The sequence below is a fragment of the Moorena sp. SIO3A2 genome (genome assembly GCF_010672265.1).
GTDB classification, from domain to species: Bacteria; Cyanobacteriota; Cyanobacteriia; order Cyanobacteriales; family Coleofasciculaceae; genus Moorena; species Moorena producens.
Genome location: NZ_JAAHHC010000037.1, coordinates 1 through 23,209, shown reverse-complemented (window position 1 = coordinate 23,209; position 23,209 = coordinate 1). Strand labels below are relative to the sequence as shown.

Here is a 23,209-nt window from a genome sequence, read left to right as displayed (position 1 = left end):
TTGGTTGTTATACTCAAATCACCAATCATCAATTACCGGAACACACTATTTTTTTCTATTCTTATTGCTTGTGTGTTGTCGTCTTCGGATTTGTCGTTAGAAAGGGGTTTGCTGTTGTCTTCTAGCCCTTCTTCAACCACAGGTTGGTTAGTTTTCTTGGGATTGTCTTGGTTTTGGTTATCTTCAACAATGGATTCAGTTTGAGATTCCTGCTGCTGGGGTGGTGCTACCTTTTGATTGCCAAAGCCGCCAAATAGATTACCAATCAGCCCATCAAGTTTGACAGTAAGTCCTAAATACGGACCACTGGCGGAACGAGAGCCACGGAAGTCGTAGTCGTCAATATTACCAAAAGCGTATCCAGCCGCAAGGCGCAGACTCGGACTCAGGTAGTAGCCAGTTTCAATCAGGAAGCCATTTTCAAAGTAGTCTGCTGAAGGTTGAGAGATAAAGCGACCTTCACCGACTATATCCCAGTTGTAGCCTAAACGATAGGATGCTCTGAGTTGACCGAGATGAATGGTGCTATCTCCGATTAAATCATTGGATAAATAGGATTTACTATAACGCAAAGCATATTTACCGTAGAATTCCCATCGCCAGTTGGGAGCATATATCATTTCGCCGGAAAATAGATGTTCGTTATAACCACTACCACTGCCCAATAAAATCGTGTCGGGAATAGTAGCGGGATTCTGGCGAAATTCATAGCGCATTAAAGCGTTAAAGTTATCGCTCTCGGGATTGCGGTAAGCAACACCTACCCTGAGATTGATCGAATTTCCTAATCGGCTCCTAAGCCTTTGATTAGCACCATTCGCCTGCCGATAACTAAACAAAGCAGTTATCGCAGGAGACAATTTCCCAGAGGCGGCACCAGTGATTACAGTGTTGTTGCCACGATTAGAAGAACGATGCTCCCATTTGAAGCTCGCTTTGAAATCAGGACTGTCAGTGTATTCAAATCCGATACTGTAGCTTTCTCCACTCTCAAATCCAAGGGCAGAGGCTCCTTGACCAAAAGCGTAGGGTTGACTGAACTGATCAGCAGCAGCATTTTCTCCAAGGAAGTTACCTAATACCCGCTCATAAGCAAGGTTTAGTCGCATACCAGGGAAAATCGTCCAGCCGTGCTTCAATCCGATAGCGCCCTGACCGGTCATCTCATCTAATCCCCCGACAATAGAGTAACGTCCAGAGATGGTGGTATCAGAGCCAAGATTGTAATCGCCACTAACACCAAGATGGGTAATTTGCTTGCCCTCCAATTGCCCTCGGGTAAACCATTGTTGTCCCACATTGATAGTAATTCCTGGATATACTCGCCAGTCTAATCCGATCGCAGTCCGGTCTGAATACACTGAATCGGTTTCGCTGGATAGAGTTAGTTCATTGAGAGCCTGGAAAGTGAGGTTATCAGTTAAGGGCATTTTAAAACGCGATCGCAACTGATTGGATGTACGACTTCTAGAGTCATCTTTACGGTCTTCGCGATCGCGAAATACCCAGTCGAGTTGGAGGCTACCCGGACCAATACGTTGCTTAATCCCTGCAATTACAGTAGTCAGGGAATTATCCACTCGATTACCAGCCTGGGGTTCGGTACGGGGGTCGAATAAATCACCAAAGCTAGTAACAACTCGGGGGGCTATACCTCGGTTAGTTTCCCGGTCTACCTGTACCCGAAAATTAGTCGTATCAGTCAGTTTGGCCAGAAACTGAGCACCATAACGGGTTTGACCAGGAACAAAGCTAACGGTAGCGTTATTGGCAAAGCCGGTTTCAGTGGAGCGCAAATAAGCCTTACCGGAGAAACCATCACCAAATTTACCGTCTAGTTGGACGCGGTAGGCTGAACCGCTTACTAAGCCTAATTCGTCAGAATCATTGGTAGAGTGAGCGTATTCTGTGATTAATTGAACATCCTCCCCGAAGGAGAACAAAGCATCCACACCATAAAGTTCAAAGTCTCTAGCTCCCTGATTTTCCCGCAGATAGCTAGCGCCGAGCCAACTCTCTTGATTAAGTTCCCGAGAAAAGTTGTATTGAAACCGACCTGCGTAAATATTAGTATCTTCGCTATCCCCATCAAATTGATAGGTAACAACAATCCGTCGCACTAAGACTCGTCCTTCCTGATCCAAGTCAGTACGTAACATTGGTTGGTTGAACAATAAAGTGCCACGGTCATAGTCAATTTCATAGTCACTGACCCGACTGAGACGTTCTCGTTTAATTACAGTACCAGGTCGCTGTAGTTCTTCTAACTCGATGTAAACCTCTTCTGAACCAGCAACCAATAGTCGCCGGGAAAGAAAGTAAAAACCACTAGTACCATCAGGGGCAATCGTATCCCGCTGGAAGCCTTCCACGTTATTGGCGAACAATCCAGTAATTTGAAACTTACCAAAGTTGTAGTTAGTCTTGAAGCCGTGGAGTTTGCGCCTCGTGGAGGTAAATAGCTGAGAGCGTCTAGAAAACTCGTCAGTGTTGTAATCCCCCCACATCAAATAGTCCGCTTCTATTCCTACTTTTGTACCAGAGCGTTCTAGCCTCAGATAGAGATTATCTATAGAAGGAGTGGTTACATCCACTGTCGAACTATCACCGTAAACGGGATAGTCTTGTTCAGAGGATTGGTACTCGCGAAATAACCGATTACTGTCATTACAATCACAGCCTTTGTTCAAAGCATGGTCAGTATTAAATGACCCAGTGATTAACCAATTCCCAAGGCTTCCGGTGAAGAAAGCAGCGGATCGGATGTCAAATTTAGTGTCATCATCTTCATCTTCTGGTAAAAAGTCCCGAAAGCTCTTGAAAAAGTCTGTCCCTTCAGTTCCCAAACGCATATCGATCACACCGGTGATTAAACTCGGGCGCAGTGCAGTGTCAAACTGCATTTGGGTAAAGGCTTCTAAATCACTAGTAGCAGCACTAATCCGAATGGTTTTAGCGTCTAAGCCTGAGCGCAGTTCAGTAGTAAATTGCCCCTTTCGAGCTTCTACCTGAAATCCCGGGTGGTCTGGGTTTTGGTCTACACCAACGAACTCACCGTCACTGGCGTATAAGGTAACAATGGTATCGCGGTGAGAGACATTACCGAATTTATCCAATAACCGACCCTGAACCGTTGCTAGAGAACGTCCATCCGCTGGGATACGAGCCTCGCGCGTTTCCACAACCAGTTTATCGGGTGTTCCCCTTACTTGTACCGGTATAGAAATTACGTTATCTGACCCATCGATAGTGGCAGTGATCGTGTTTTCCCCTTCCCTAAGGACAATACCATACCAAGTCCGAGTTATAAGATTAGTTAGTGTATCTGTTTCTGTGCGTCCAATGAAGGAGGGGTCTACCAGTTTGCCATTGACCCGAAGTTCCACCTCAGCTCCCAAAGCATATTGTAAAATAATACTAGTTGCTGGAATATCTAATACCTTATCCGAAGTAGGGGCAAGTACTTTTAAATAGGATGATTTGGGTTTAGAGCTAGAAGATGGAGTCGATTCTCTTCTGGGTTGTTGGCGTCTTTGTCGGCGGTTGCGTCTTCTTTGCCGTATCCAGTAGTTGGCGATTTCGAGAGTGTCTTGGTACTCTTCTCCCAATTCTGCAAAAGCAATGGTTGGAAGTTCAACTGGTTTTAGGTCAAGGTTAAGTGATGCCCGCTGTGTCAAATCCAGGCTTAAGAGTTGTTCCTGTGTTAGGTCAAAGCTTGCTAGTTGCTCCTGTCTTAGGTTAAAGCTGATTAGTTGCTCTTGACTCGGTTCAATTACTTCTGGTGATGCTTCTATCTGCTGGATTGGTTCAGGATTAACAGTAGGATTGAAACTAACGGTTTGTTGCGATTGACCGTAGGTCACGCTACGCGAACGCACCTCCAGCTTGTCTAATTGAGCTTGATTTAAATCTAGGTTAGGTAATTCACCATTAACAGCAAACTCAGGTAAGTCTCCAACTTGGATATCAATATCAGGTGCGTAAGCAATCTCTTGATTTGACTGAGTTTCTGGAATCGGTATAGTTTGTCTACCTTCAGGATTAACACGATTGAGACTAATGCTTTGCTGGGATGGCAACTCCAGATTGTCTAATTTATCGTTAGTTAAATCTAGGTTAGGGAATTGCTCACCATTAACAGTAAACTCAGGTAAGTCTCCAACTTGGATATCAATATCAGGTGCGTAAGCAATCTCTTGATTTGACTGAGTTTCTGGGTACGGTATAGTTTGTCTAGCTTCAGTATTAACACGATTGAGACTAACGGTTTGCTGCGTACGCAGTTGAAGGTTGTCTAATTTATCGTTAGTTAAATCTAGGTTAGGGAATTGCTCACCATTAACAGCAAACTCAGGTAAGTCTCCAACTTGGATATCAATATCAGGTGCGTAAGCAATCTCTTGATTTGACTGAGTTTCTGGGTACGGTATAGTTTGTCTAGCTTCAGTATTAACACGATTGAGACTAACGGTTTGCTGCGTACGCAGTTGAAGGTTGTCTAATTTATCGTTAGTTAAATCTAGGTTAGGGAATTGCTCACCATTAACAGCAAACTCAGGTAAGTCTCCAACTTGGATATCAATATCAGGTGCGTAAGCAATCTCTTGATTTGACTGAGTTTCTGGGTACGGTATAGTTTGTCTAGCTTCAGTATTAACACGATTGAGACTAACGGTTTGCTGCGTACGCAGTTGAAGGTTGTCTAATTTATCGTTAGTTAAATCTAGGTTAGGGAATTGCTCACCATTAACAGTAAACTCAGGTAAGTCTCCAACTTGGATATCAATATCAGGTGCATAAGCAATGTCTTGGTCTAACTGAGTTTCTGGGTACGGTATAGTTTGTCTAGCTAATGGATTAACCGTAGGATTGAGACTAACCCTTTGCTGCGATTGACCGTAGGTCACGCTACGCGAACGCAGTTGAAGGTTGTCCAATTGAGCGTTAGTTAAATCTAAGTTAGGGAATTGCTCACCATTGAGCTCAAAGTTAGGTAATTCTCCGACTTGGATATCGATACCAGGTGCATAAGCAATGTCTTGAGGTGACTGACTTTCCGCGTTCGGTATAGTTTCTCCTGCTTGAGGATTAACCGTAGGATTGAGACTAACCCTTTGCTGCGTACGCAGTTGAAGGTTGTCCAATTTATCGTTAGTTAAATCTAAGTTAGGGAATTGCTCACCATTGAGCTCAAAGTTAGGTAATTCTCCGACTTGGATATCGATACCAGGTGCATAAGCAATGTCTTGAGGTGACTGACTTTCCGCGTTCGGTATAGTTTCTCCTGCTTGAGGATTAACCGTAGGATTGAGACTAACCCTTTGCTGCGATTGACCGTAGGTCACGCTACGCGAACGCAGTTGAAGGTTGTCCAATTGAGCGTTACTTAAATCTAAGTTAGGTAATTGCTCACCATTAACCGCAAACTCAGGTAAGTCTCCGACTTGGATATCGATACCAGGTGCATAAGCAATCTCTTGGTCTAACTGAGTTTCTGGAATCGGTATAGTTTGTCTAGCTTCATTATTAACCGTAGGATTGAGACTAACAGTTTGTTGCGTACGCAGTTGAAGGTTGTCCAATTGAGCGTTACTTAAATCTAAGTTAGGTAATTCACCATTAACCGCAAACTCAGGTAAGTCTCCGACTTGGATATCGATATCAGGTGCATAAGCAATCTCTTGGTCTAACTGAGTTTCTGGAATCGGTATAGTTTGTCTAGCTTCATTATTAACCGTAGGATTGAGACTAACAGTTTGTTGCGTACGCAGTTGAAGGTGGTCTAATTGAGCGTTACTTAAATCTAAGTTAGGTAATTCACCATTAACCGCAAACTCAGGTAAGTCTCCGACTTGGATATCGATATCAGGTGCGATTGTAATTTCAGTATCTGAGCTAGTTGCTGCGATCGGTATAGTTTGTCTAGCTTCAGTATTAACACGATTGAGACTAACCCTTTGCTGTTGTTTCAGGTCTAGATTAGCAAGTAGAGCTTTTGGTGAATTTAGCTGAGGTAGTTGACCAGGCAGTAGGTCAAAACTAGGTAGCCGACTTGTACTCAAGTCCACTACAGGTGCAAGGGCGATGTCTGAGGATGGCTCTGTCTGTTGGATTGGTGAGGGAGTCAGAGTCGAGTTGAAACTAACGATAGGTTCTCGTTTCAAGTTCAGTCTAGGGACTTGATCTGACCTCACATCAAACCTAGGAAATTGTCCATCGTTGATGTTAAAACTGGAAGACTGTCTCAGAGCAATTGTTGTTGATTGCTCATTTTGGTTTAGGGAGGGAACCAGACCGGGATTGAAGCTGAGGATCGGTTCTTGTTTGAGATCAAGGCTAGGTAGTTGACTTGGCTTCAGGTCAATGACTGGTAATTTATCCTCTGCTGCTTGGGTTGATTCAGCTTCAGCGATCGCAGGATACAGCACCATGGTGACGCTACCAGCGATCGCTCCCATTAGCTGTAGTTTACAAGATGTGTTATAATTGTTAGTTAATTTCATTGCTGATCCTCTTCGTTGAAGGTCGGAGTGACTGCAAAGTTCATGCGTGCCATACCACCAGGTTCTAAACGCACGAGTCGGGATTGGCTGTTGCCCTCATTGAAATGGGTATTGGGAGCTAGGGTGTAACCTGGAAGGCTAGTCAGGTCTAAAGCTCCAGTGTGGTATCCCGGTAGAACGTTCTTAACCGAGAACAGACCATTGGCATCAGTGGTAATTCGGTTACCGTTTTCCATAAAGATCACCGCATTAGGAACGCCCGGTTCTCCTGGTTGCTGATGACCATCAAAGTTTTTGTCTACAAATACTCGACCTAGTAAAGTGCCGCAATCGGAAATAATGCCGGGATCAATTCGTACTCGATGAACCACTGGACCATCTTTGATATCCCAGCCGTTGTCATCCCGTTCCGCAGCAACAATTGCTGAGTTCTCCCCGTCACCCCGGATGCCATCTGGGGTGACTTGCACCCCATAAGCAATGTTCAATACTCCACCTTCTGGAATTGGCTCTGCTACCCTGAAAGTAATTCTTGCCCCATCTCGTGTGGTTTCAATCTCCATTGATTCTTGCTGTAACTCGCCCCGGACAGAATCTTCAACCAATGTGAATCCTAGGGGTAAGTCGTCAGTCACTACAATGTCAACCACAGCACTACGGGCTAGATTGCGCAAAGAGAGGCGGTAGATGATAGTATCTCCTGGTTCAGCGGTAGCTCGGTCTGCGCTCTTGGTAATCCGAATCGATTCAAGGTCACAAATACCCGTATCTACATTCAACAATCCCAAAACCAGACCTTCCCGTTTGGCATTCCGAATCAGGAATTCACCCTGTACCTCTGTGGGATTGGCATCCGTAGTAATCGGTAGACCATCTAAAGACGTAGCAGTATAGGAAACTATACCTTGGGCTTCATCAACATTATTGATGGTCAAGCGAATGCGCCGTTGTAGGAAGTTGCTATTATCGGGTGGATTAACCACCAAAATGTAGCTTCGACCTTGCTCTAACTGACCTCGGTCTCGATCAAACAGAAAGCTGTATCTACCTCGGTTTTCATTGTCGTCATTGTTAAGGAAAAAGGGATTGGCATTGGTAGTATTAGGTTCAATCCCTTCCGGAATGGTGTTATTGGGGTCATCGGGAACTTCAGTGGTGGTCAGTTCTACAGCACTCAAGAATCCTGTGGGGTCATTGGGGTCTGGTTCAAATAAGCCAACGCTAAATCCGGTATAGTCATCCAACAGTTCATTGTTACAACCCCGGATTTCTCCAAACGGGTCAATCAGTTCCAACCTGGGGTCAGGTGTAGGAGCTATAGTAGCTATGGTCTGTTGTGCTGTTTCTTGGGAGGTATTGTCTTGACCACAATTACTGCTAAACCCTAAGGCTATAGTTTGCTGATCATTGTCTTCAGCAGCAGCGTTAAGTGCCACTTGCACATTCAGCACCACCTCCTGCCCAGGCTCGATTTTCAGTGTTTCCGGGGTTTCCTCCAAACCCTCAACAGTAACATTGCCAATCGAAGCTGAACCGACTAAGCCACTTTGAGCAATAACGCTGGCTTGGGGAGTTTGTATCTCAATCGCTGCATCTCCGGTGTTAAGCAAGGCATAACGGAAACTCACAATATCTCCCGATTGCACCCGCGACCCTTGACCAGACTGAATGTTTACTAGGTCTTGCTCAAGAGAGTCTTTAGCTTGGATCAGGAGTTGTTGTTGTTCAGGGATAGCATTGAGCGCTTCATCAAATGCTTGCTGGCGAATATCGGTAAAAGTAGTACTACTCAAGTCAGTTGGGATTAAACCAGCTGCGGTATTTTGGGCAGTTGTGGCATCGGCTTCAGCAATACCAATGGATTCTAAGCCCTGTTGAGCTAGTCCAGTAAAGACTAGAGCCATGACTTGATCGGCCTGACTATTCTCCCCATTTAAGACGGCAGCTTTATTCGGTATTGCTTCCTCAATAGCGGTTTTGGCAGCAGTGATGACTTGATCAGCGGTAGTGTCAGTGGATGAATTAGCAAAACTCATTACTGCTTTGATACTGGCATTGCTAGCTTCCTCTGAAGTAAAGCCCAAGGTTACTAGTTCATCCTCCAGGGCATCAGTCATAGCACCTAAGCCAAACACCAACTGGCCTTCCCCATCTTTAATCCCCTGAGATACCAGATTGAGAGTTCCTTGTTTAGAGGTTTCACTCTTAACTTTGCTAGAAGTACCAGTAATGAATAACTCACTAGGTCGAGAGAATCTTCCCCTTGGACCACGAGGCATTTGGTACCGATAAGTGACTTGATTGATCACAGTTGCTCCTACTGTTTCAGGAGCTGTACACTGTAGCGGTGTCTTACCGGTTGTTGCTGAAATTTCTGCTGGCTGAGTTTGCGACAGTACTGGTGGAGATGTTGGTAAGACACCTCCTATCAAAACTGTTGCTAGCAGCTTTGGTAAACGTTTTTTCCAGTCAGGGGTTGATTTGCACATTTTGATAGTAAATCACTGGATATTTTTGTTGATTGAAATTGGGTGTTTTTATAAAAATTAAAATTTAGGTTTTATAAGTTTTATAAAAATTAAGCAAAATTATAAAAATCAGGCAAAAATAATCAAAAAATAGCGCGGGTTGCGCTGATTTTTTTAGGCAGTACTTATGCTGGCTTTTTTTTAAAAAAATAGAATTATTCTGCTCTAGGCTTTAGGTTTTAGGCTGTAGTCTTCTGATTATGAAGCGAACCGGCTACAGCAACGAGGCTGTAAACTGCTTTAATTTTACATAATACTTAACGCCTAATACCCAACGCCTAATACTTATAATTAAATTATTTATGGTTATGAATTTATTACTACGGAGTTTTATTTAGCCAGATAAAAACTGTTACAACTGAATGAGTAATAGTGACTACTAAATAAATTATTTAATTACCTGTAATTATGTTCTAAAAATAACAAAATTATAAGCTTAAGTGATTAGTCATTAGTTAGGATTTTTAGTAAGCTATCAGCGATCAGCTTTGGGCCTGTGGCCAACAGCTGACGGCACCTCAAGTAGCGTGAGCTTTTAGCTCACGGCTGACCACCGACCGCTGACCGCTGACCGAACCTCAAGTAGCACCATCTGTAGCGCATATGCTGACGATTTATGAGTCCTGATTTATAAGTTATTTGTAATTAACAAGATTTTATTGGTATTTACAAATGACTTCTAAGTACTAACTAGCAACTAATCACTAATCACTAATCACTAATCACTAATCACTAATCACTAATCACTAATTACTAGCGAACATTCACATCATAAGATGCTTCTAAAACTGCTTTGGGATCGAGAGCTTCTGGAAACTCAAAGCGAACGTGAGTGTAAGCTGAAGCAGGGGCAGGTCTAGTTTCTACCGTGCCATCTTCAAGGGTGACTTCAATAGTAGGTTGTTCTATAAAAGTCTCTCCATTATCAATGCTGTAAGTTATCGTTGCTCCATTGCTGTTGCTAGCAGAATCAAGAATATACATGGTAGCGCGAGGAATAGGTTGGGTAACCATCAGATTGTCAGCTTCCACTTCCCCAGCATTTTCACCTTTGACAGTGTAACGAAGGGTATCTCCTGGTTTGACAACGGCTTTGTTCTCTAGGGCTTGCCAAGTAATATTTTCTTTACCTTCACTATCAACTTCTACTATCTTCTTCTGAGCCACTAATTTCAACTGCACTTTCGGGCGCATGATGTTTTGGACAATCACTTCCCCAGCTTCCTGTAAACCAGCTAATACAGGAGTCTTACCTACAAAAGGGACAGCAACCATGAATGCGATCGCACCCAGACCTAGAATTGATGAACGTTTCATTTGCAATAAACCTCTTGAGAATTACAACAATTTTATAGAACGCTGAAGCTTGAAGACTGAAGTATGGGGGCTGAAGTATGAAGGCTGAAGTATGGAGGCTGAAGTATGAAGGCTGAAGTATGAAGGCTGTTGGCCGGATAGCGTTCCGGTAGGGTAGCCTGAAATGACTTGATTAGTGGCTCACTAAAGATTGACTCAAAACGTGGTCAACAACCAGGAGTTACACGTATCATGTCATAATTCCTACTTCATATAGCAGAAGTCATTTGTCAGAAGTCATTTGTCAGAAGTCAAACTCTTGCGCTTCTTGATGCAATAGCGAGTGGGGGAAACCCCCAAGACCGCTTAGGTGCGCTTTCCGTTGGCGAATTAAATTCGCCACGGGTCGCACCTCTGCATCGCTTACAAAGGGTGTGAGACTTTTGTCATGTCCTAACTGCCCTGGCGACTGCTATACTTCATACTTCCTACTTCATAATTCCTACTTCGGCGTTGCTGATTCTGGGTATGATTTTGCCCCCCTAGCCCCCCAAGCGAGGGATTGCTCGCTTGGGGGGAACAAAACTCTCTTGCGTCCCCCGAGCGAGGGATTGCTCGCTCGGGGAACCCACAGGGGCTTGGCGAAAACTAAACAATCGCGCATTCATACTTCAATTCAGCAGCGCCCCTACTTCATATAGCACTAAGCATTCAGGTGTTTGACATTGATCAAAGCTGAAAAAGGTGCGACCCGTGGCGAATTAATTCTTAATGGTAAGAGCGCACCTGCGCTTTTGTAGTCAACTTTTGCCTCTTGCCTGCCCCCCTTCTTAAGGCTCACAGGGGTAGGTTTTTTACATTAGGGTCAAACATGGGGCGACCCAGAGGGAGAGGAAAAGGAAAACAACGAAGAAATGATGATTTTGAACGACAAACCCCACACCCCACACCCGGTCAACCCACACCCCACCCCACACCCCACACCCCACACCCCACACCCCACACCCCACAGCTCACGTCTTTGTTAAAAACCTACCCTTATGAGTTAGGGGGGATTCCTCTTGCCTTGCGCGTAGCGCTATACTTCCTACTTCAGAGCATCAAGGATTAGTCAACCTTACGACGGAAGACAAAGGAACCATTGTCCCCAGGAGCAACAGTACCAACCTCATTGACGTACTTAGTTACCTCTTCACCGCTAGCTGGGTCACTATTTCCAAAGGATAAGGTTTTATTAAAGTACTCCACAGTACCCTGAGATGGCTCAGTTCCCTGCTCGTGAGTGGTGACAGTAACCCAGTTGTTAGGAGCTTGTTCGCCATCCTCAGTAATGGTGAAGTTGTTAGCATCCAAAATTACGTTACCAGCACCCACTAGTGGTTCAGAGATATTGGTGTAGGTGATTCGGTACTCGATAAACTGACCAGGCTTAGCTCGTTCAGTGAGGCCACCCTCCTCAGGATCACCTGTGGGAGTTCCGGTGGTGAATTCCTCAATCACTGTTACACCATCAGTATCGAGAATTCGAGCTTCTTTCACCATCTGCATGTAGCCAGTGTAGACCCGGTCAACAGTGATGTTGAAGACGGTTTCCTGAGTGACATCAAAGTCTCCGTTCGGGTTGTTGTCCACGAAGGAAACAATCGGAATCCCGTAACCTTGAACTTGAGGCGTATTAGCAGGTAAGTCAACAATTACCTCGTAATCCAATTGCTGACCTGGTGTGAGAGTACCAACATTAACCGCTGGATCAGTAGTGGTAAAACCACCATCTTCAGTGTAGGTGTAGGTCGCCTCAAGAGGCGTACCTGTATCTGGGGTGTACCTGATCCTGACCGTAGTACCATCAGGAATCTGGTTATTTGGTCCAAACTCTACTGGAGTGGTGAATTGAGGATTAACTTGAGGGTCATTAGTCGCCGCAGTACCCAGTGAAGGGGCAATTGGCAACAAGGTTACGTTATCCAAATTAGTAGTATTGGGGTTCTCAACAGTATTGTTGAAGATGACCTCACCTGGATCTGGAATGGGCTGACCCTGAGCTAATCCAGCTGGAATAGTTGTGGACTGGTTAGTGAAGTCATCATTGTCATTGGTTGGACCAATGGCGTTGGGTCGATCCTCCGGACCATTGAGGATTTGACTCTTAGTCTCAATCTCTGCAGTAATGGTAACTACAGTGTCTTCACCCTTAGGTCCTTCACCTGTATTGTTATTGTCTTCATCAACACCATCAGCACTGGGATTGGCAATACCAAGGTCTGTAGCTGGGTTGAAGTCGGTACCTGTCTCATCGGGTGGTGTACCATCATCATTGTAGTTGTTGGGATTTTGGTCACCGGATTCATCGTAGACCACTTCATCCGTTGGGTCACCGACAGTTTCACCAAATGCCTGAGCAATGTTAGCGACTTCACCACCAGCAGTGGGTAAGCCACTGGTAATCACACCAAAAGTGAAGCCATTGCCATCACCTTCAGTGGAGGTTCCTGCATCAATATGACCGTCAAAAATGAAACCAATGCGCTTAACCTCACTAGCAGCTGGCGGGGTAATAGACCAGTCTACGCTCAGGGCGTCACGACCAGTCACCGCTGGGTCATCATCAGAGTAGACCACTGTCCAGCCTGCTGGTGGATTAGCCGTTGCGTCAGGGTCAAATACTGTACCTTCGGGAATGACATCAGAGACCAAGACACGCTGGACTGGCGCACCATCAAGGGTAATGCTAGTTCCTTCGAGATCTGCAGCTTGGAAATTAATCGCTGGGTTAGAGGACTCAACCCGGAAGTCTAAGCGATAGGTAATTTTGTCATCGCTAGCATCTTCAGGGTTATCACCCTTATCAACTAGCTCAATATTATTTGGACCTATGATTCGCTTGAGAACAGTGATGGTTGCTAGTTCCTTAATCTCCGTAGAGAGTAAGACCTCTTGGAACGCAGAACCCTCACGCTCACCATTGACCGGAGCTTCGGTAGGATCAGCATCTTGGGTACGAACCTCGTTAGGATTGGAACCATCATCAGCATCCGGCTGGTTATCAGTAGCAGGACTGTTGTCGTTAGGTTCGGTATCACCTAACTGGACATTAATCGGAGCTCCTGCTTCATCTACAATCACCGTACCTTCAACCCGTACCTTAATGCTCTGATCAGCAGGAATGGGATCGGGTGTAGTCAAACCAGTTCCTGGAATAGTTGTCTCGAAAGTGCCATCCCCATCCAAGTCAGCTGTCACTGTAATAGGAGTAGGAGCAGCAGGATCGGGATCTAAACCAGTGATGGCGATGTTATCAAGACCAGGGATAACAATATTGGTTTCTTCGTTACCAATGTTGGTAATCACGAAGTCAAATTGCAGGATATCACCAGTAGCAATACTACCTAGGTTGACGTCATTAACACCATCAGGTTGAACCAGCAAACCAGCAACTTCAGCCACCTTAACGATCACAGTGTTTGAGGTCGCGTTGATTTCAACCTCTGGATTGTTGGGGTCTTCATAGGTAGCTTCCGACTGGTTAATAATCTGTACACCAGCAGTAGTTCCATCCGCAAATACAGGTACTGCCAGCTGAAACAAACTACCGAGAATGAGGGAAGCACTGACTAATGGTCGTAAGTATCTACGACGAAGCTTGATTGACTTTCGTTGAGCCATGGAGGATTTTCCCTAATTGAGAACACAAAGATATATAAATACTCCCGGGGTCTAGGATGATACTGACCCTGGTTGTTAACTAGTAGCTTGTTATCAAGCTAGGCTAGCCTTCCATATCTAGGAAAACTCACCTAAGGTGCTTTAGGCATTGGAGATTTAACGGATTTTCTATAGTAGTCACTTTGAAGTCCATATGTAAAAATACGTAATAGGTCGTAAACTATCAGCCATAAGTACTAAATATTTCCTTTAGTTGCTTTTTTTTTCTAGTAGCAGGTTATAGTACTGGAGTCATTGCTATAACTAGCTAGGCAAAGGGGGTTACAGCAGCAGATAGGTATGACTTATAGGTATGACTTCAGGGTCAATGTCGGTGATGTTAGCTAGATCGAAGGGCATAAGTAAAATAACTATAACCTATCTAAGCTAAATTAAGTGATTATGCTCATACTTATTTAGTCATACGGTTGATGCGCTAATCCCCCGCTTCGGGGACAATAGATTAATTAATAACTGATCTAGTGTTTTAGATGTGAGGAAAATTATAATGATTAACTCTATGAGTTATTGGGATAAAAATTACTTAAAATTAAATAATTATATAGCAATAATAAATAGGTGGTGAACGAGCAGGCGGACAAGAGACCGGCAATACAATAACTTTTGGGCTTCTGGGTGTTTACAACTCGTTTATAAACCCGCTTGTAAGCTTAGTAAGTTGTTAACCATCTAATTAATTGGCACAGGAAAAGTTACAGGGTGATGTTGAGGGTTGACTGAGGGTTAACGGTTGACCGCGTCCCGAACTTGGGTGCGGGGCAATCATGATGGATCTCTGCTCAGTGTTAAAGCTTATTAATCAACCTTTACATCAAAAAGTATCAATTTAAATGTGCCATTTGAATGACTATTATCTTATTTATATACCCAATTCAGCAAAATTACGCTAAATTACAGTCCAATTATTACAAAAATAGGTTTTGATAAAAAAAACCGGATGGATAGCTCATAAATTTTGACGGCTGATTAATAATAATCGAATTTTATTAAACTAATTACAAGTGCTTTAACAAATTGTATAGAGATGTTTATTGACATAAGGTACTGAGAATATTTACTTTTTAAAAAGGGTGGAATAAATGCCATGGTAACGATAATTATTACGATTAAATTAGGGTCAAATAATTTAATCGTAATAATGTGAAGGTTTGGTGACTAATATTAAACGTGTAATCTCTTATACAAATGTGGAATTATATAGCAGAAGTCAGAAGTCAGAAGTCAGAAGTCAGAAGTCAGAAGCCAGAAGTCAAACTATTGCGCTTACTTAGGTTTGAGACTTTTGTCATGTTATAACTGCCCTGGCGACTGCTATATTTACCCTAATTAATCAAAATCAAGCATGGTTTTTTTTTGATTTTAAGAAATAAAATTTCACAGGGAATTAAGAGACCAAGATACTCAGTTAATATTTGAAAGCAACTACCAACAGAAAACAATGATGAAGTATCTGCTGACCTCAGCATAGCGCTTTTTATCCTCATGAGGTACACATATTTTTTTCCCTCTTCCCTCTTCCCCTCCTGGGAGGGGTTAGGGGTGGGTTCCTCTTCCCTCTTCCCCTCCTGGGAGGGGTTAGGGGTGGGTTCCTCTTCCCTCTTCCCTCTTCCCTCTTGGGTGCATCTCAGTTTTGCAATTAGGCAAAAATTCGGGAGAAAATTCCCACACTCCCCGCGCCCCCGCCCCGCGCCCGGGCCCCACACTTGAGATCTTTTTTACAAATATGAGATGCACCCTCCCTCTTCCGAAGTCCCTGCTCCCTAAAACCCAAAAACTTGTACCTTACTAGATTAAAAACCGCTATACTGATACCAAGTCTAGGTCACATACCTCCCAATACTACTGAGTTAGTAGCCGACACCCGTACCGAAATTCAGCTACACCAAGGAAATCGGGTTTCGCTACTGTGATCCGACTGTGGGGGATCCCTTGCAGTATTGAAATCCCTGGTTAGATCTTTACCCTGTTCCTTCGCAAAACCTTGTTCAAGATCACCTTCTATGTCCACTACACTTGATTTAAGTCCAAAGAACTATGAATAAGATTCTAGTAATTGAAGACGAGCCAATAATTCGGAAGAAGCTACTCACGCTGCTCAGAGCAGAAGGGTTCGAGACGATTAGTAGTGACAACGGTAACAGTGGGGTCAAGCTTGCTCAAAACCAGCAGCCAGATTTAATTATTTGTGATATAATCATACCTCAGCTAGATGGTTATGGTGTTTTAAAGACTCTACAGGAAGATCCCGTCACTGCTGCGATTCCCTTTATTTTCCTCAGCTCCAAAGCTGACTGGTCAGATTGGCGTATGGTGATGAGGTTAGGGGCTGATGATTATCTGATCAAGCCTGTTAAGCGCGAAGAATTGCTAGATGCGATCGCTACTCGACTACAAAAACGACTTTATCAAACCAAGCGCCATCATCTTGAACTGAAAAAAGTCCAAGCTCAACTGAACTACCTACTCCGTTATGACCAGGTTACTAACTTGCCGAACCGACTCTTGCTAGAAGAGCGATTTAATCAACTACTGCTCCAACGACAGGGACGTTATCGTCGTCTGCCAGTGCTGTCTTTAAGCTTTGACCAACTCAACCAGATCAACAATACCCTAGGCCCTGTTAGTGGTGATTTGTTACTTCAGGCCGTGGCCAAACGACTTCTTGGTAGGGTTGGACCTTTGGATACAGTGGCTCAGTTAGGGATAGATCAATTTGTGATCTTGCTAGCTACTACAATTAACCAGACAGAGATAGGGCAAATGGCGGAAACACTGATCGATGCTTTATCCTTACCCTTTACTATAGGAGAATATGAGATTGTCCTGACCCCTAGAATCGGCATCGCCTGCTTTGGTAGGGATGCTCTTGATCTAAATACCCTGATCACCCATGCCAACGGAGCCAGAGAAAATGCTGGACAAAAAGGACAGAAGGCTTACGAATTTTATATTGCTTCGATTGGTGACAAATCCCAACAAGCCCTATGGCTAGAATTACAATTGCGCCAAGCATTGCCAAAGGATGAACTTCAAGTTTACTATCAGCCCAAAGTAAATCTGAGAACTGGAGAAATCGAGGGAGCAGAAGCCTTAATCCGTTGGCATCATCGAGCATTGGGAGCAATCTCTCCAGCTAAATTCATTCCCCTAGCTGAGAAAACTGGTTTGATTGTGCCTCTAGGAGAGTGGGTACTGCGAAAAGCCTGTACCCAAGCCAAACTCTGGCAAACTCAAGGGTTGTCCCCAGTACAAATCGCTGTAAATTTATCGGGACATCAGTTTAATCAACCCAATCTCAGTAACTCAATCCTAGCAATTCTTGAAGAAACCGAACTTGACCCGAGATATTTGCAATTGGAATTAACCGAAAGTACCCTCATGGACAATCCCAACCATGCGATCGCTACCTTAAAAGAGTTAAAGTCCTTTGGTATTCAGATCTCGATTGATGATTTTGGAACCGGTTACTGTTCTCTGAGCTATCTGAGACTATTTCCCTTTGATGTGTTAAAAATTGACCGTTCTTTCGTTTGCCAACTTACAGAGGATGTAAAAAACGAAGCCATTACGACTGCGATTTTGCAAATGGCTCACAGTCTCAACTTGAAGGTGGTAGCGGAAGGGGTGGAGACAGCTAGCCAACTGGCGTTCCTGTGTGGTCATAAGTGTGATGAAATTCAGGGTTATTGCTTCAGTCCTCCATTATCGGCTCCAACCTTCACAGAATGGCTTAGTACTGGTAAAAGGCTTTCACTCTCTTCTCTGGGATAATTTATTGGTTTATTAATTTAATTATTTAATTATTTTATTAGTTAGTCATTATTAAGACATCTGATCAGATTTGACAATTCATTGTAAAAAATAGTTACAGTTTTTTGAAATTACCCAAAATCCCTATATACTTTATTATATTTATTTGGCCTCTTGCCTTTTGCCTGGAAGCTTTTCCCTCAGGGATTATGTTAACAACTAAAATGTAAGTGCTATAGCCATTAGCAATGGTTTAGAAGACAGTTGTTTTGTAGGAACACGATCTGATCGTGCCCCTACTTTCTCCGATCCAAGATGAGAACAGCTATAATCGGCTGAACACTCAGCACTCCCCACTCATTAACTGAGTATTCAGCTTAGATTACTTGCTCCACTTCAAGGATTTCAGGGATAAATTCCTTTAAGCGGCGCTCAATCCCCATTCTCAGGGTCATGGTAGAGCTAGGGCAAGACCCGCAGGCTCCCTGAAGTCTTAATTTAACAGTCGGACCATCTAACTCAACTAGCTCCACATTCCCACCGTCAGCCATCAGGTAAGGACGCATCTCATCCAGGACTGTTTCAACATTTTCTGGAGTGAGTGCCATTGTTTCTGACATAATAAACCTCAGCTACATTGTAATTTCATGATAACTATGTTAATGGTAGCTTTCTGTGAGAAATGACTGATGAGTAAGGACTGATGACTGATGACCGATATCATGGTTAAGGTTTAGGATAGCGATCGCACCATGTCTGATCCTCTATAGCCAACCTTCCCGTAGGGTGACCAAAGGTCAATCGCTCTTTTCTACCAGTTGTCTCGGACCGTCCGCTCAAAACCTGCATCCCATCACCTAGGCATAATCAGGCTTTGAGGCACTTGTGTCCGGCAGTCAGCCTGTTCCCTATTCCCTATTCCCTATTCCCTAGGATTTATCGGATTATTCCCGACATCAAAAATAATTATAAATTCCGCATCAGGCATTAATCGTTTCAGGGCCCACAAATGTCCCTCGGCATCCGACCGATTGCGAAAGCGAGCAACAACAACTCGCTGCATTTGTGGTAGCAGCCTAATTACCACCCACGGGTGAAGCCGTTCAGAATAACTCATAATTAAACTATCTCCTTTGATAGGGGAGCCAGAGCTAGCCCGTTGATGTTCCAGTGTCCCCGGGCTAGCTCTTGACTCTGGGCGTCTCAGCGCCCACTCTTCTACTATAACACAAAAATATTTTATTATAACATATTTTGAAAAATTTTGTAACAAAGTCTTGAGGGAATCGGGAATCGGGAGTCGGGAATCGGGAATCAGGAGTCGGGAGTCGGGAGCAGATAAAAGAAATATGTCCTAAGCAATTTGAGAATTATAAAGTAGATTTATTGTTTATTATTTAAAATATAAAAACATCTCCCTTTATGGTTAAATCATTTCGCTCATTTCGCTGCTCAGGAACGCCGATAGAGCCGCGAAAATTTATGCTCGAGCGTCTTATAAATGTTTGAGCTCTAGTATCAAAAGTCCCGAAGACCCGTAAACTCTTCAACACCTCTTCCGTAAAAGGATTCTTCCCAGCGCGGAGTTCATCTATCCATTGTTGCTGTTGTTTTTTGTAACTTTGTAATCCTGGTATACGTCCATGATTGCCCATCGATGAATACCTCTGGTCAATCCACTCTAAAAATGCCTGAAAGTCTGATATCGCTCCTGCTGTATCTCCAGTCAGAGCCCTAGCCAATCCACGACCCTCCTTCAATAGTCCATTTTCAGGCTCTTTAGCTACTGCTTTTTCACAGATATCCATCACATTAGTAGCATATCCATGGAGACTACCAAAGTAACAGATATAATTCCAAGATTGAGAAGAAATTTCTAAGTTTGGGTCTAGTTGTTGTGCTTCTTTATAAGTAGATATTGCTTGGGCTATTTTTCCTTGTTTGGCTAAATTATCACCTTGTTTAACTTTACCGGGTGCTGCTAGCTGTTTAGCTTTTATCTCTGGGTTTAATTCTAGCTCCGGATTCCATTCTTTGGCTTTTTGAAACTTAGCAATAGCACCATCGACATCCCCCTCTTTTGCTAACGTCTCACCTTGTTTGACAAGACCGGGAGATACTGCTACTTTGTCAACTAAATCTTGGCATGTGGTTAAAGTTTCTAAAGCTTCAAAATTCTCCACAAAGTAATCTTCAAGCAACTTACAGCCCCGAGCCAGCATCTCACCTAAATCTTCAACTTGCCTGAGTCTGACAGTGCGCCCTGATGTCGTAGCCAGCATCTTACCATCGGGGCTAAAACTTACACTCTTTACCGAGGGTTGATGTCCTCTCAACACAGCTAATGGATTGCCCTGTAAATCCCAGAGTCTGACCGTTTTGTCCTCTGATGCCGTAGCCAGCATCTGACCATCTCGGCTAAACCTTACACTTATTACCGAGTTTTGATGTCCTCTCAACACAGCTAATGGATTGCCCTGTAAATCCCAGAGTCTGACCGTTTTGTCCTCTGATGCCGTAGCCAGAGTTTTACCATCTCGGCTAAAACTTACACTATTTACCGATCCTTCATGTCCTTTCAACAGTGCTAATTGATTTCCTTGTAAATCCCAGAGTCTGACTGTTTTGTCGTATGATGCCGTAGCCAGGGTTTTACCATCTCGGCTAAAGCTTATACTTTTTACCGAGGGTTGATGTCCTCTCAACACAGCTAATGGATTGCCCTGTAAATCCCAGAGTCTGACCGTTTTGTCCTCTGATGCCGTAGCCAGCATCTGACCATCTCGGCTAAACCTTACACTTATTACCGAGTTTTGATGTCCTCTCAACACAGCTAATGGATTGCCCTGTAAATCCCAGAGTCTGACCGTTTTGTCCTCTGATGCCGTAGCCAGAGTTTTACCATCTCGGCTAAAACTTACACTTTCTATCGAGCCTTGATGTCCTTTCAACAGTGCTAATTGCTTTCCTTGTAAATCCCAGAGTCTGACCGTTTTGTCATATGATACCGTAGCGAGGGTTTTACCATCTCGGCTAAAACTTACACTATTTACCGAGCGTCGATATCCTTTCAAAAGAACTAATCGATTGCCCTGTAAATCCCAGAGTCTAACAGTATGGTCATCTGATTCTGTCGCCAGCATTTTAGCATCGGAGCTAAAACTTATACTTATTACCGAGCGTCGATTTACCCGGTCTTGATATCCTTGAGACAGACCTAATCGATTGCCCTGTAAATCCCAGAATCTGACAGTTCCGTCCGATAATGCCATAGCCAGGGCTTTACCATCAGGACTAAAACTTACACTATTTACCGAGCGTCGATATCCTTGAAACAGAGCTAATTGATTGCCCTTTGAATTCCAGAGTCTGACAGTACGGTCAGATGATGCTGTAGCCAGGGTTTTACCATCAGGGCTGAAACTTAAACTATTTACCGAGCCTTGATGTCCTCTCAACACAGCTAGTGGATTGCCCTGTAAATCCCAAAGTCTGATAGTACTGTCAGATGATGCCGTAGCTAGCCTTTTACCATTTCGGTTAAAACTTAAACTATTTACCGAGTCTTGATGTCCTCTCAACATTACTAATGGATTGCCCTGTAAATCCCAGAGTATGATAGTATTGTCGAATGATGCGGTAGCCAGAGTTTTACCATCTCGGCTAAAACTTACACTATTTACCCAGAATCGATGTCCTTTCAACAGTGCTAATTGATTTCCTTCTAAATCCCAAACTCTGACAGTTTTGTCTGATGCGGTAGCCAGAGTTTTACCATCGGGGCTAAAACTTACACTTCTTACCCAGCCTTCATGTCCTCTTAACACAGCTAATGGATTGCCCTGTAAATCCCAGACTCTAACAGTTGTGTCCTCTGTTTTATCCTCAGTCAGCATCGTACTATCTGATGCCGTAGCTAGCATCTTACCATCGGGGCTAAAACTTACACTCCTTACCGAGCCTTGATGTCCTTTCAACAGAGCTAATTGATTGCCCTGTAAATCCCAAACTCTGACCGTATTGTCCGCTGATGCCGTAGCGAGGGTTTTACCATCGGGACTAAAACTTACACTCCTTACCCAGTCTTGATGTCCTCGAAATATTCTCTTTTCTCTGAATTTACTAAGACTCTGCTGTAGAGCATAGATAGGACTGATGGCAGGATAGTTATCCAAAGGGCGACCATCTTTGACGATATTAAAGAGCTGTTGCCCAGTCTCCATGGCTGAGTATAAAAGCTCTCGATTGCCATAGTAACCATTATCCCCTGGTAACCGTCGTAAAATATTAACCCCTTGTTGTTCTAGTCGCGCACCTGTTTTAGCTTCTTGTATTTTTTCAGCAGTTATCATAGCAATAATTATTGCTACCACTGAGAACAAACCTAGACTAATACCCCCTATGAGTATAGTTCTCTTGGCTTTCTGTTGAGCTTCAGTTAAGGTATCATTGGCCTTAGCTAATATTCGACTTTCTTCTGCCAGTACCCTGCGGTCTAATTCCTGACCAGCAGCTAAAAACTGATAATCCAAATCGCTCAAACTTTTACCCCTAGCCCAAGCTTGAGCATTCTCTAACGCCACCCCCCGCAACAAACGAGCTTCATCTTTACACCCAGACTCAACCCAAGCGGTAAAGGCTTCAGAGTATGGACGCAGTCTAGCCAATTCCTGCTTAACCCAATCGCTATCGAAAACACTGCCATAAATCCGGTTGTTAACTTTTAAATACCCATCCCGCTCCACTACCAACCCCGATAGCCTTAATTCCGTCTGTTCTTCACTGCCATCAGCGGCAAGACTACCCTGATCTAATACCTGCTGATACAATCCTAACAGCCTACTGGCCCGTTGCTCATTTCTGAGAATGCGATCGCGTATGGTCTTCAAGTGCTCTGGCTTATCCTGAGATACCCAATTCTCAATAATCTGGGTACGGGCGACCTGTTCAACTTTAGTGCTGCAATGGGATCCCCCTCCCGTCCCCCTTAATAAGGGGGAAGCTTGAGCATGGTTCGATTCCCCTCCAGAAGTGCTATGGATGGTACCCCCTCCAGAAGTTCCCCCCTTGTTAAGGGGGGTTAGGGGGGTACCCAATCCTGAAGTGCGATGGATGGTACCCCCTCCAAAAGTTCCCCCCTTGTTAAGGGGGGTTAGGGGGGATCCTTCTCCAGAAGTGCGATGGATGGTACCCCCTCCAGAAGTTCCCCCCTTGTTAAGCTATGCTTTATAAACATCTTTCTTAACATAAAACTTGACAAAAAGAGTCAAGTGTGTGTTCTTGCTAGAATCGCCTCTGGCATCTATTATCACAAATATGGAACAATGGATATTGAAAGAGCTAGGAAGAACAGATTTAGGAGACAAAAGAAGAACTAAAAGGTTCATGGAAATTGTCTCTAATTTAAGC

10 protein-coding genes are annotated in these 23,209 nt (G+C 43.9%); 3 read left to right on the top strand and 7 right to left on the bottom strand.

All coding sequences use genetic code 11. The annotated features are described in order from the left end of the window. Window positions 1–32 precede the first annotated feature (32 nt). The 3 genes from F6K64_RS28605 to F6K64_RS28595 all read right to left on the bottom strand — a co-directional run bounded on the left by F6K64_RS28605 (window position 33) and on the right by F6K64_RS28595 (window position 10,348). Window positions 33–6,503: a hypothetical protein gene (locus tag F6K64_RS28605; protein ID WP_008182447.1), complete on the bottom strand. Its 6,471-nt coding sequence runs from the start codon at window positions 6,501–6,503 to the stop codon at window positions 33–35. Beyond that, entirely contained in the window at window positions 6,500–8,992 is a 2,493-nt protein-coding gene (locus F6K64_RS28600) for a DUF11 domain-containing protein (protein ID WP_008182445.1), read from the bottom strand. The genes F6K64_RS28605 and F6K64_RS28600 overlap by 4 nt, the downstream gene beginning before the upstream one ends. Window positions 8,993–9,784: 792 nt before the next feature. Then, the gene (locus F6K64_RS28595) at window positions 9,785–10,348 is read right to left on the bottom strand and encodes a DUF11 domain-containing protein (protein ID WP_044492655.1); all 564 of its coding nucleotides are present in this window, start codon (window positions 10,346–10,348) and stop codon (window positions 9,785–9,787) included. A gap of 850 nt (window positions 10,349–11,198) precedes the next feature. Here F6K64_RS28595 and F6K64_RS28590 point away from each other — a divergent pair. Further along, the gene (locus F6K64_RS28590) at window positions 11,199–11,438 is read left to right on the top strand and encodes a hypothetical protein (protein WP_071986856.1); all 240 of its coding nucleotides are present in this window, start codon (window positions 11,199–11,201) and stop codon (window positions 11,436–11,438) included. Here the strand turns inward: F6K64_RS28590 and F6K64_RS28585 are convergent. Further along, the gene (locus F6K64_RS28585) at window positions 11,435–13,990 is read right to left on the bottom strand and encodes a DUF7925 domain-containing protein (protein ID WP_008182442.1); all 2,556 of its coding nucleotides are present in this window, start codon (window positions 13,988–13,990) and stop codon (window positions 11,435–11,437) included. The two genes, F6K64_RS28590 and F6K64_RS28585, sit on opposite strands and share 4 nt — an antisense overlap. Before the next feature lie 2,094 nt (window positions 13,991–16,084). Here F6K64_RS28585 and F6K64_RS28580 point away from each other — a divergent pair. Further along, window positions 16,085–17,821, top strand: a complete 1,737-nt coding sequence (locus F6K64_RS28580) for an EAL domain-containing response regulator (RefSeq protein ID WP_008182437.1) — start codon at window positions 16,085–16,087, stop codon at window positions 17,819–17,821. Window positions 17,822–18,177: 356 nt separating this feature from the next. On the opposite strand, the gene F6K64_RS28575 is transcribed toward F6K64_RS28580, so the two are convergent. The 3 genes from F6K64_RS28575 to F6K64_RS28565 all read right to left on the bottom strand — a co-directional run bounded on the left by F6K64_RS28575 (window position 18,178) and on the right by F6K64_RS28565 (window position 22,896). Continuing rightward, a complete protein-coding gene (locus F6K64_RS28575) occupies window positions 18,178–18,420 on the bottom strand; it encodes a NifU family protein (RefSeq protein ID WP_008182435.1) in 243 nt (80 codons plus the stop codon). Between the two features lie 302 nt (window positions 18,421–18,722). Next, window positions 18,723–18,917: a hypothetical protein gene (locus tag F6K64_RS28570; protein WP_044492654.1), complete on the bottom strand. Its 195-nt coding sequence runs from the start codon at window positions 18,915–18,917 to the stop codon at window positions 18,723–18,725. Window positions 18,918–19,197: 280 nt separating this feature from the next. Then, a complete protein-coding gene (locus F6K64_RS28565) occupies window positions 19,198–22,896 on the bottom strand; it encodes a hypothetical protein (protein WP_287267145.1) in 3,699 nt (1,232 codons plus the stop codon). Between the two features lie 220 nt (window positions 22,897–23,116). Here F6K64_RS28565 and F6K64_RS38465 point away from each other — a divergent pair. After that, window positions 23,117–23,209, top strand: a 93-nt coding sequence (locus F6K64_RS38465; RefSeq protein WP_353813585.1) for an IS4/Tn5 family transposase DNA-binding protein, incomplete at its 3' end; no start/stop codon positions are given.

Bases quoted from the DNA above. Each gene is read 5' to 3' on its own strand.
- F6K64_RS28600 (WP_008182445.1), bottom strand. From the start codon at position 8,992: ATGTGCAAATCAACCCCTGACTGGAAAAAACGTTTACCAAAGCTGCTA.
- F6K64_RS28570 (WP_044492654.1), bottom strand. From the start codon at position 18,917: ATGAGTTATTCTGAACGGCTTCACCCGTGGGTGGTAATTAGGCTGCTA.
- F6K64_RS28585 (WP_008182442.1), bottom strand. From the start codon at position 13,990: ATGGCTCAACGAAAGTCAATCAAGCTTCGTCGTAGATACTTACGACCA.
- F6K64_RS28580 (WP_008182437.1), top strand. From the start codon at position 16,085: ATGAATAAGATTCTAGTAATTGAAGACGAGCCAATAATTCGGAAGAAG.
- F6K64_RS28575 (WP_008182435.1), bottom strand. From the start codon at position 18,420: ATGTCAGAAACAATGGCACTCACTCCAGAAAATGTTGAAACAGTCCTG.
- F6K64_RS28595 (WP_044492655.1), bottom strand. From the start codon at position 10,348: ATGAAACGTTCATCAATTCTAGGTCTGGGTGCGATCGCATTCATGGTT.
- F6K64_RS28605 (WP_008182447.1), bottom strand. From the start codon at position 6,503: ATGAAATTAACTAACAATTATAACACATCTTGTAAACTACAGCTAATG.
- F6K64_RS28590 (WP_071986856.1), top strand. From the start codon at position 11,199: ATGGGGCGACCCAGAGGGAGAGGAAAAGGAAAACAACGAAGAAATGAT.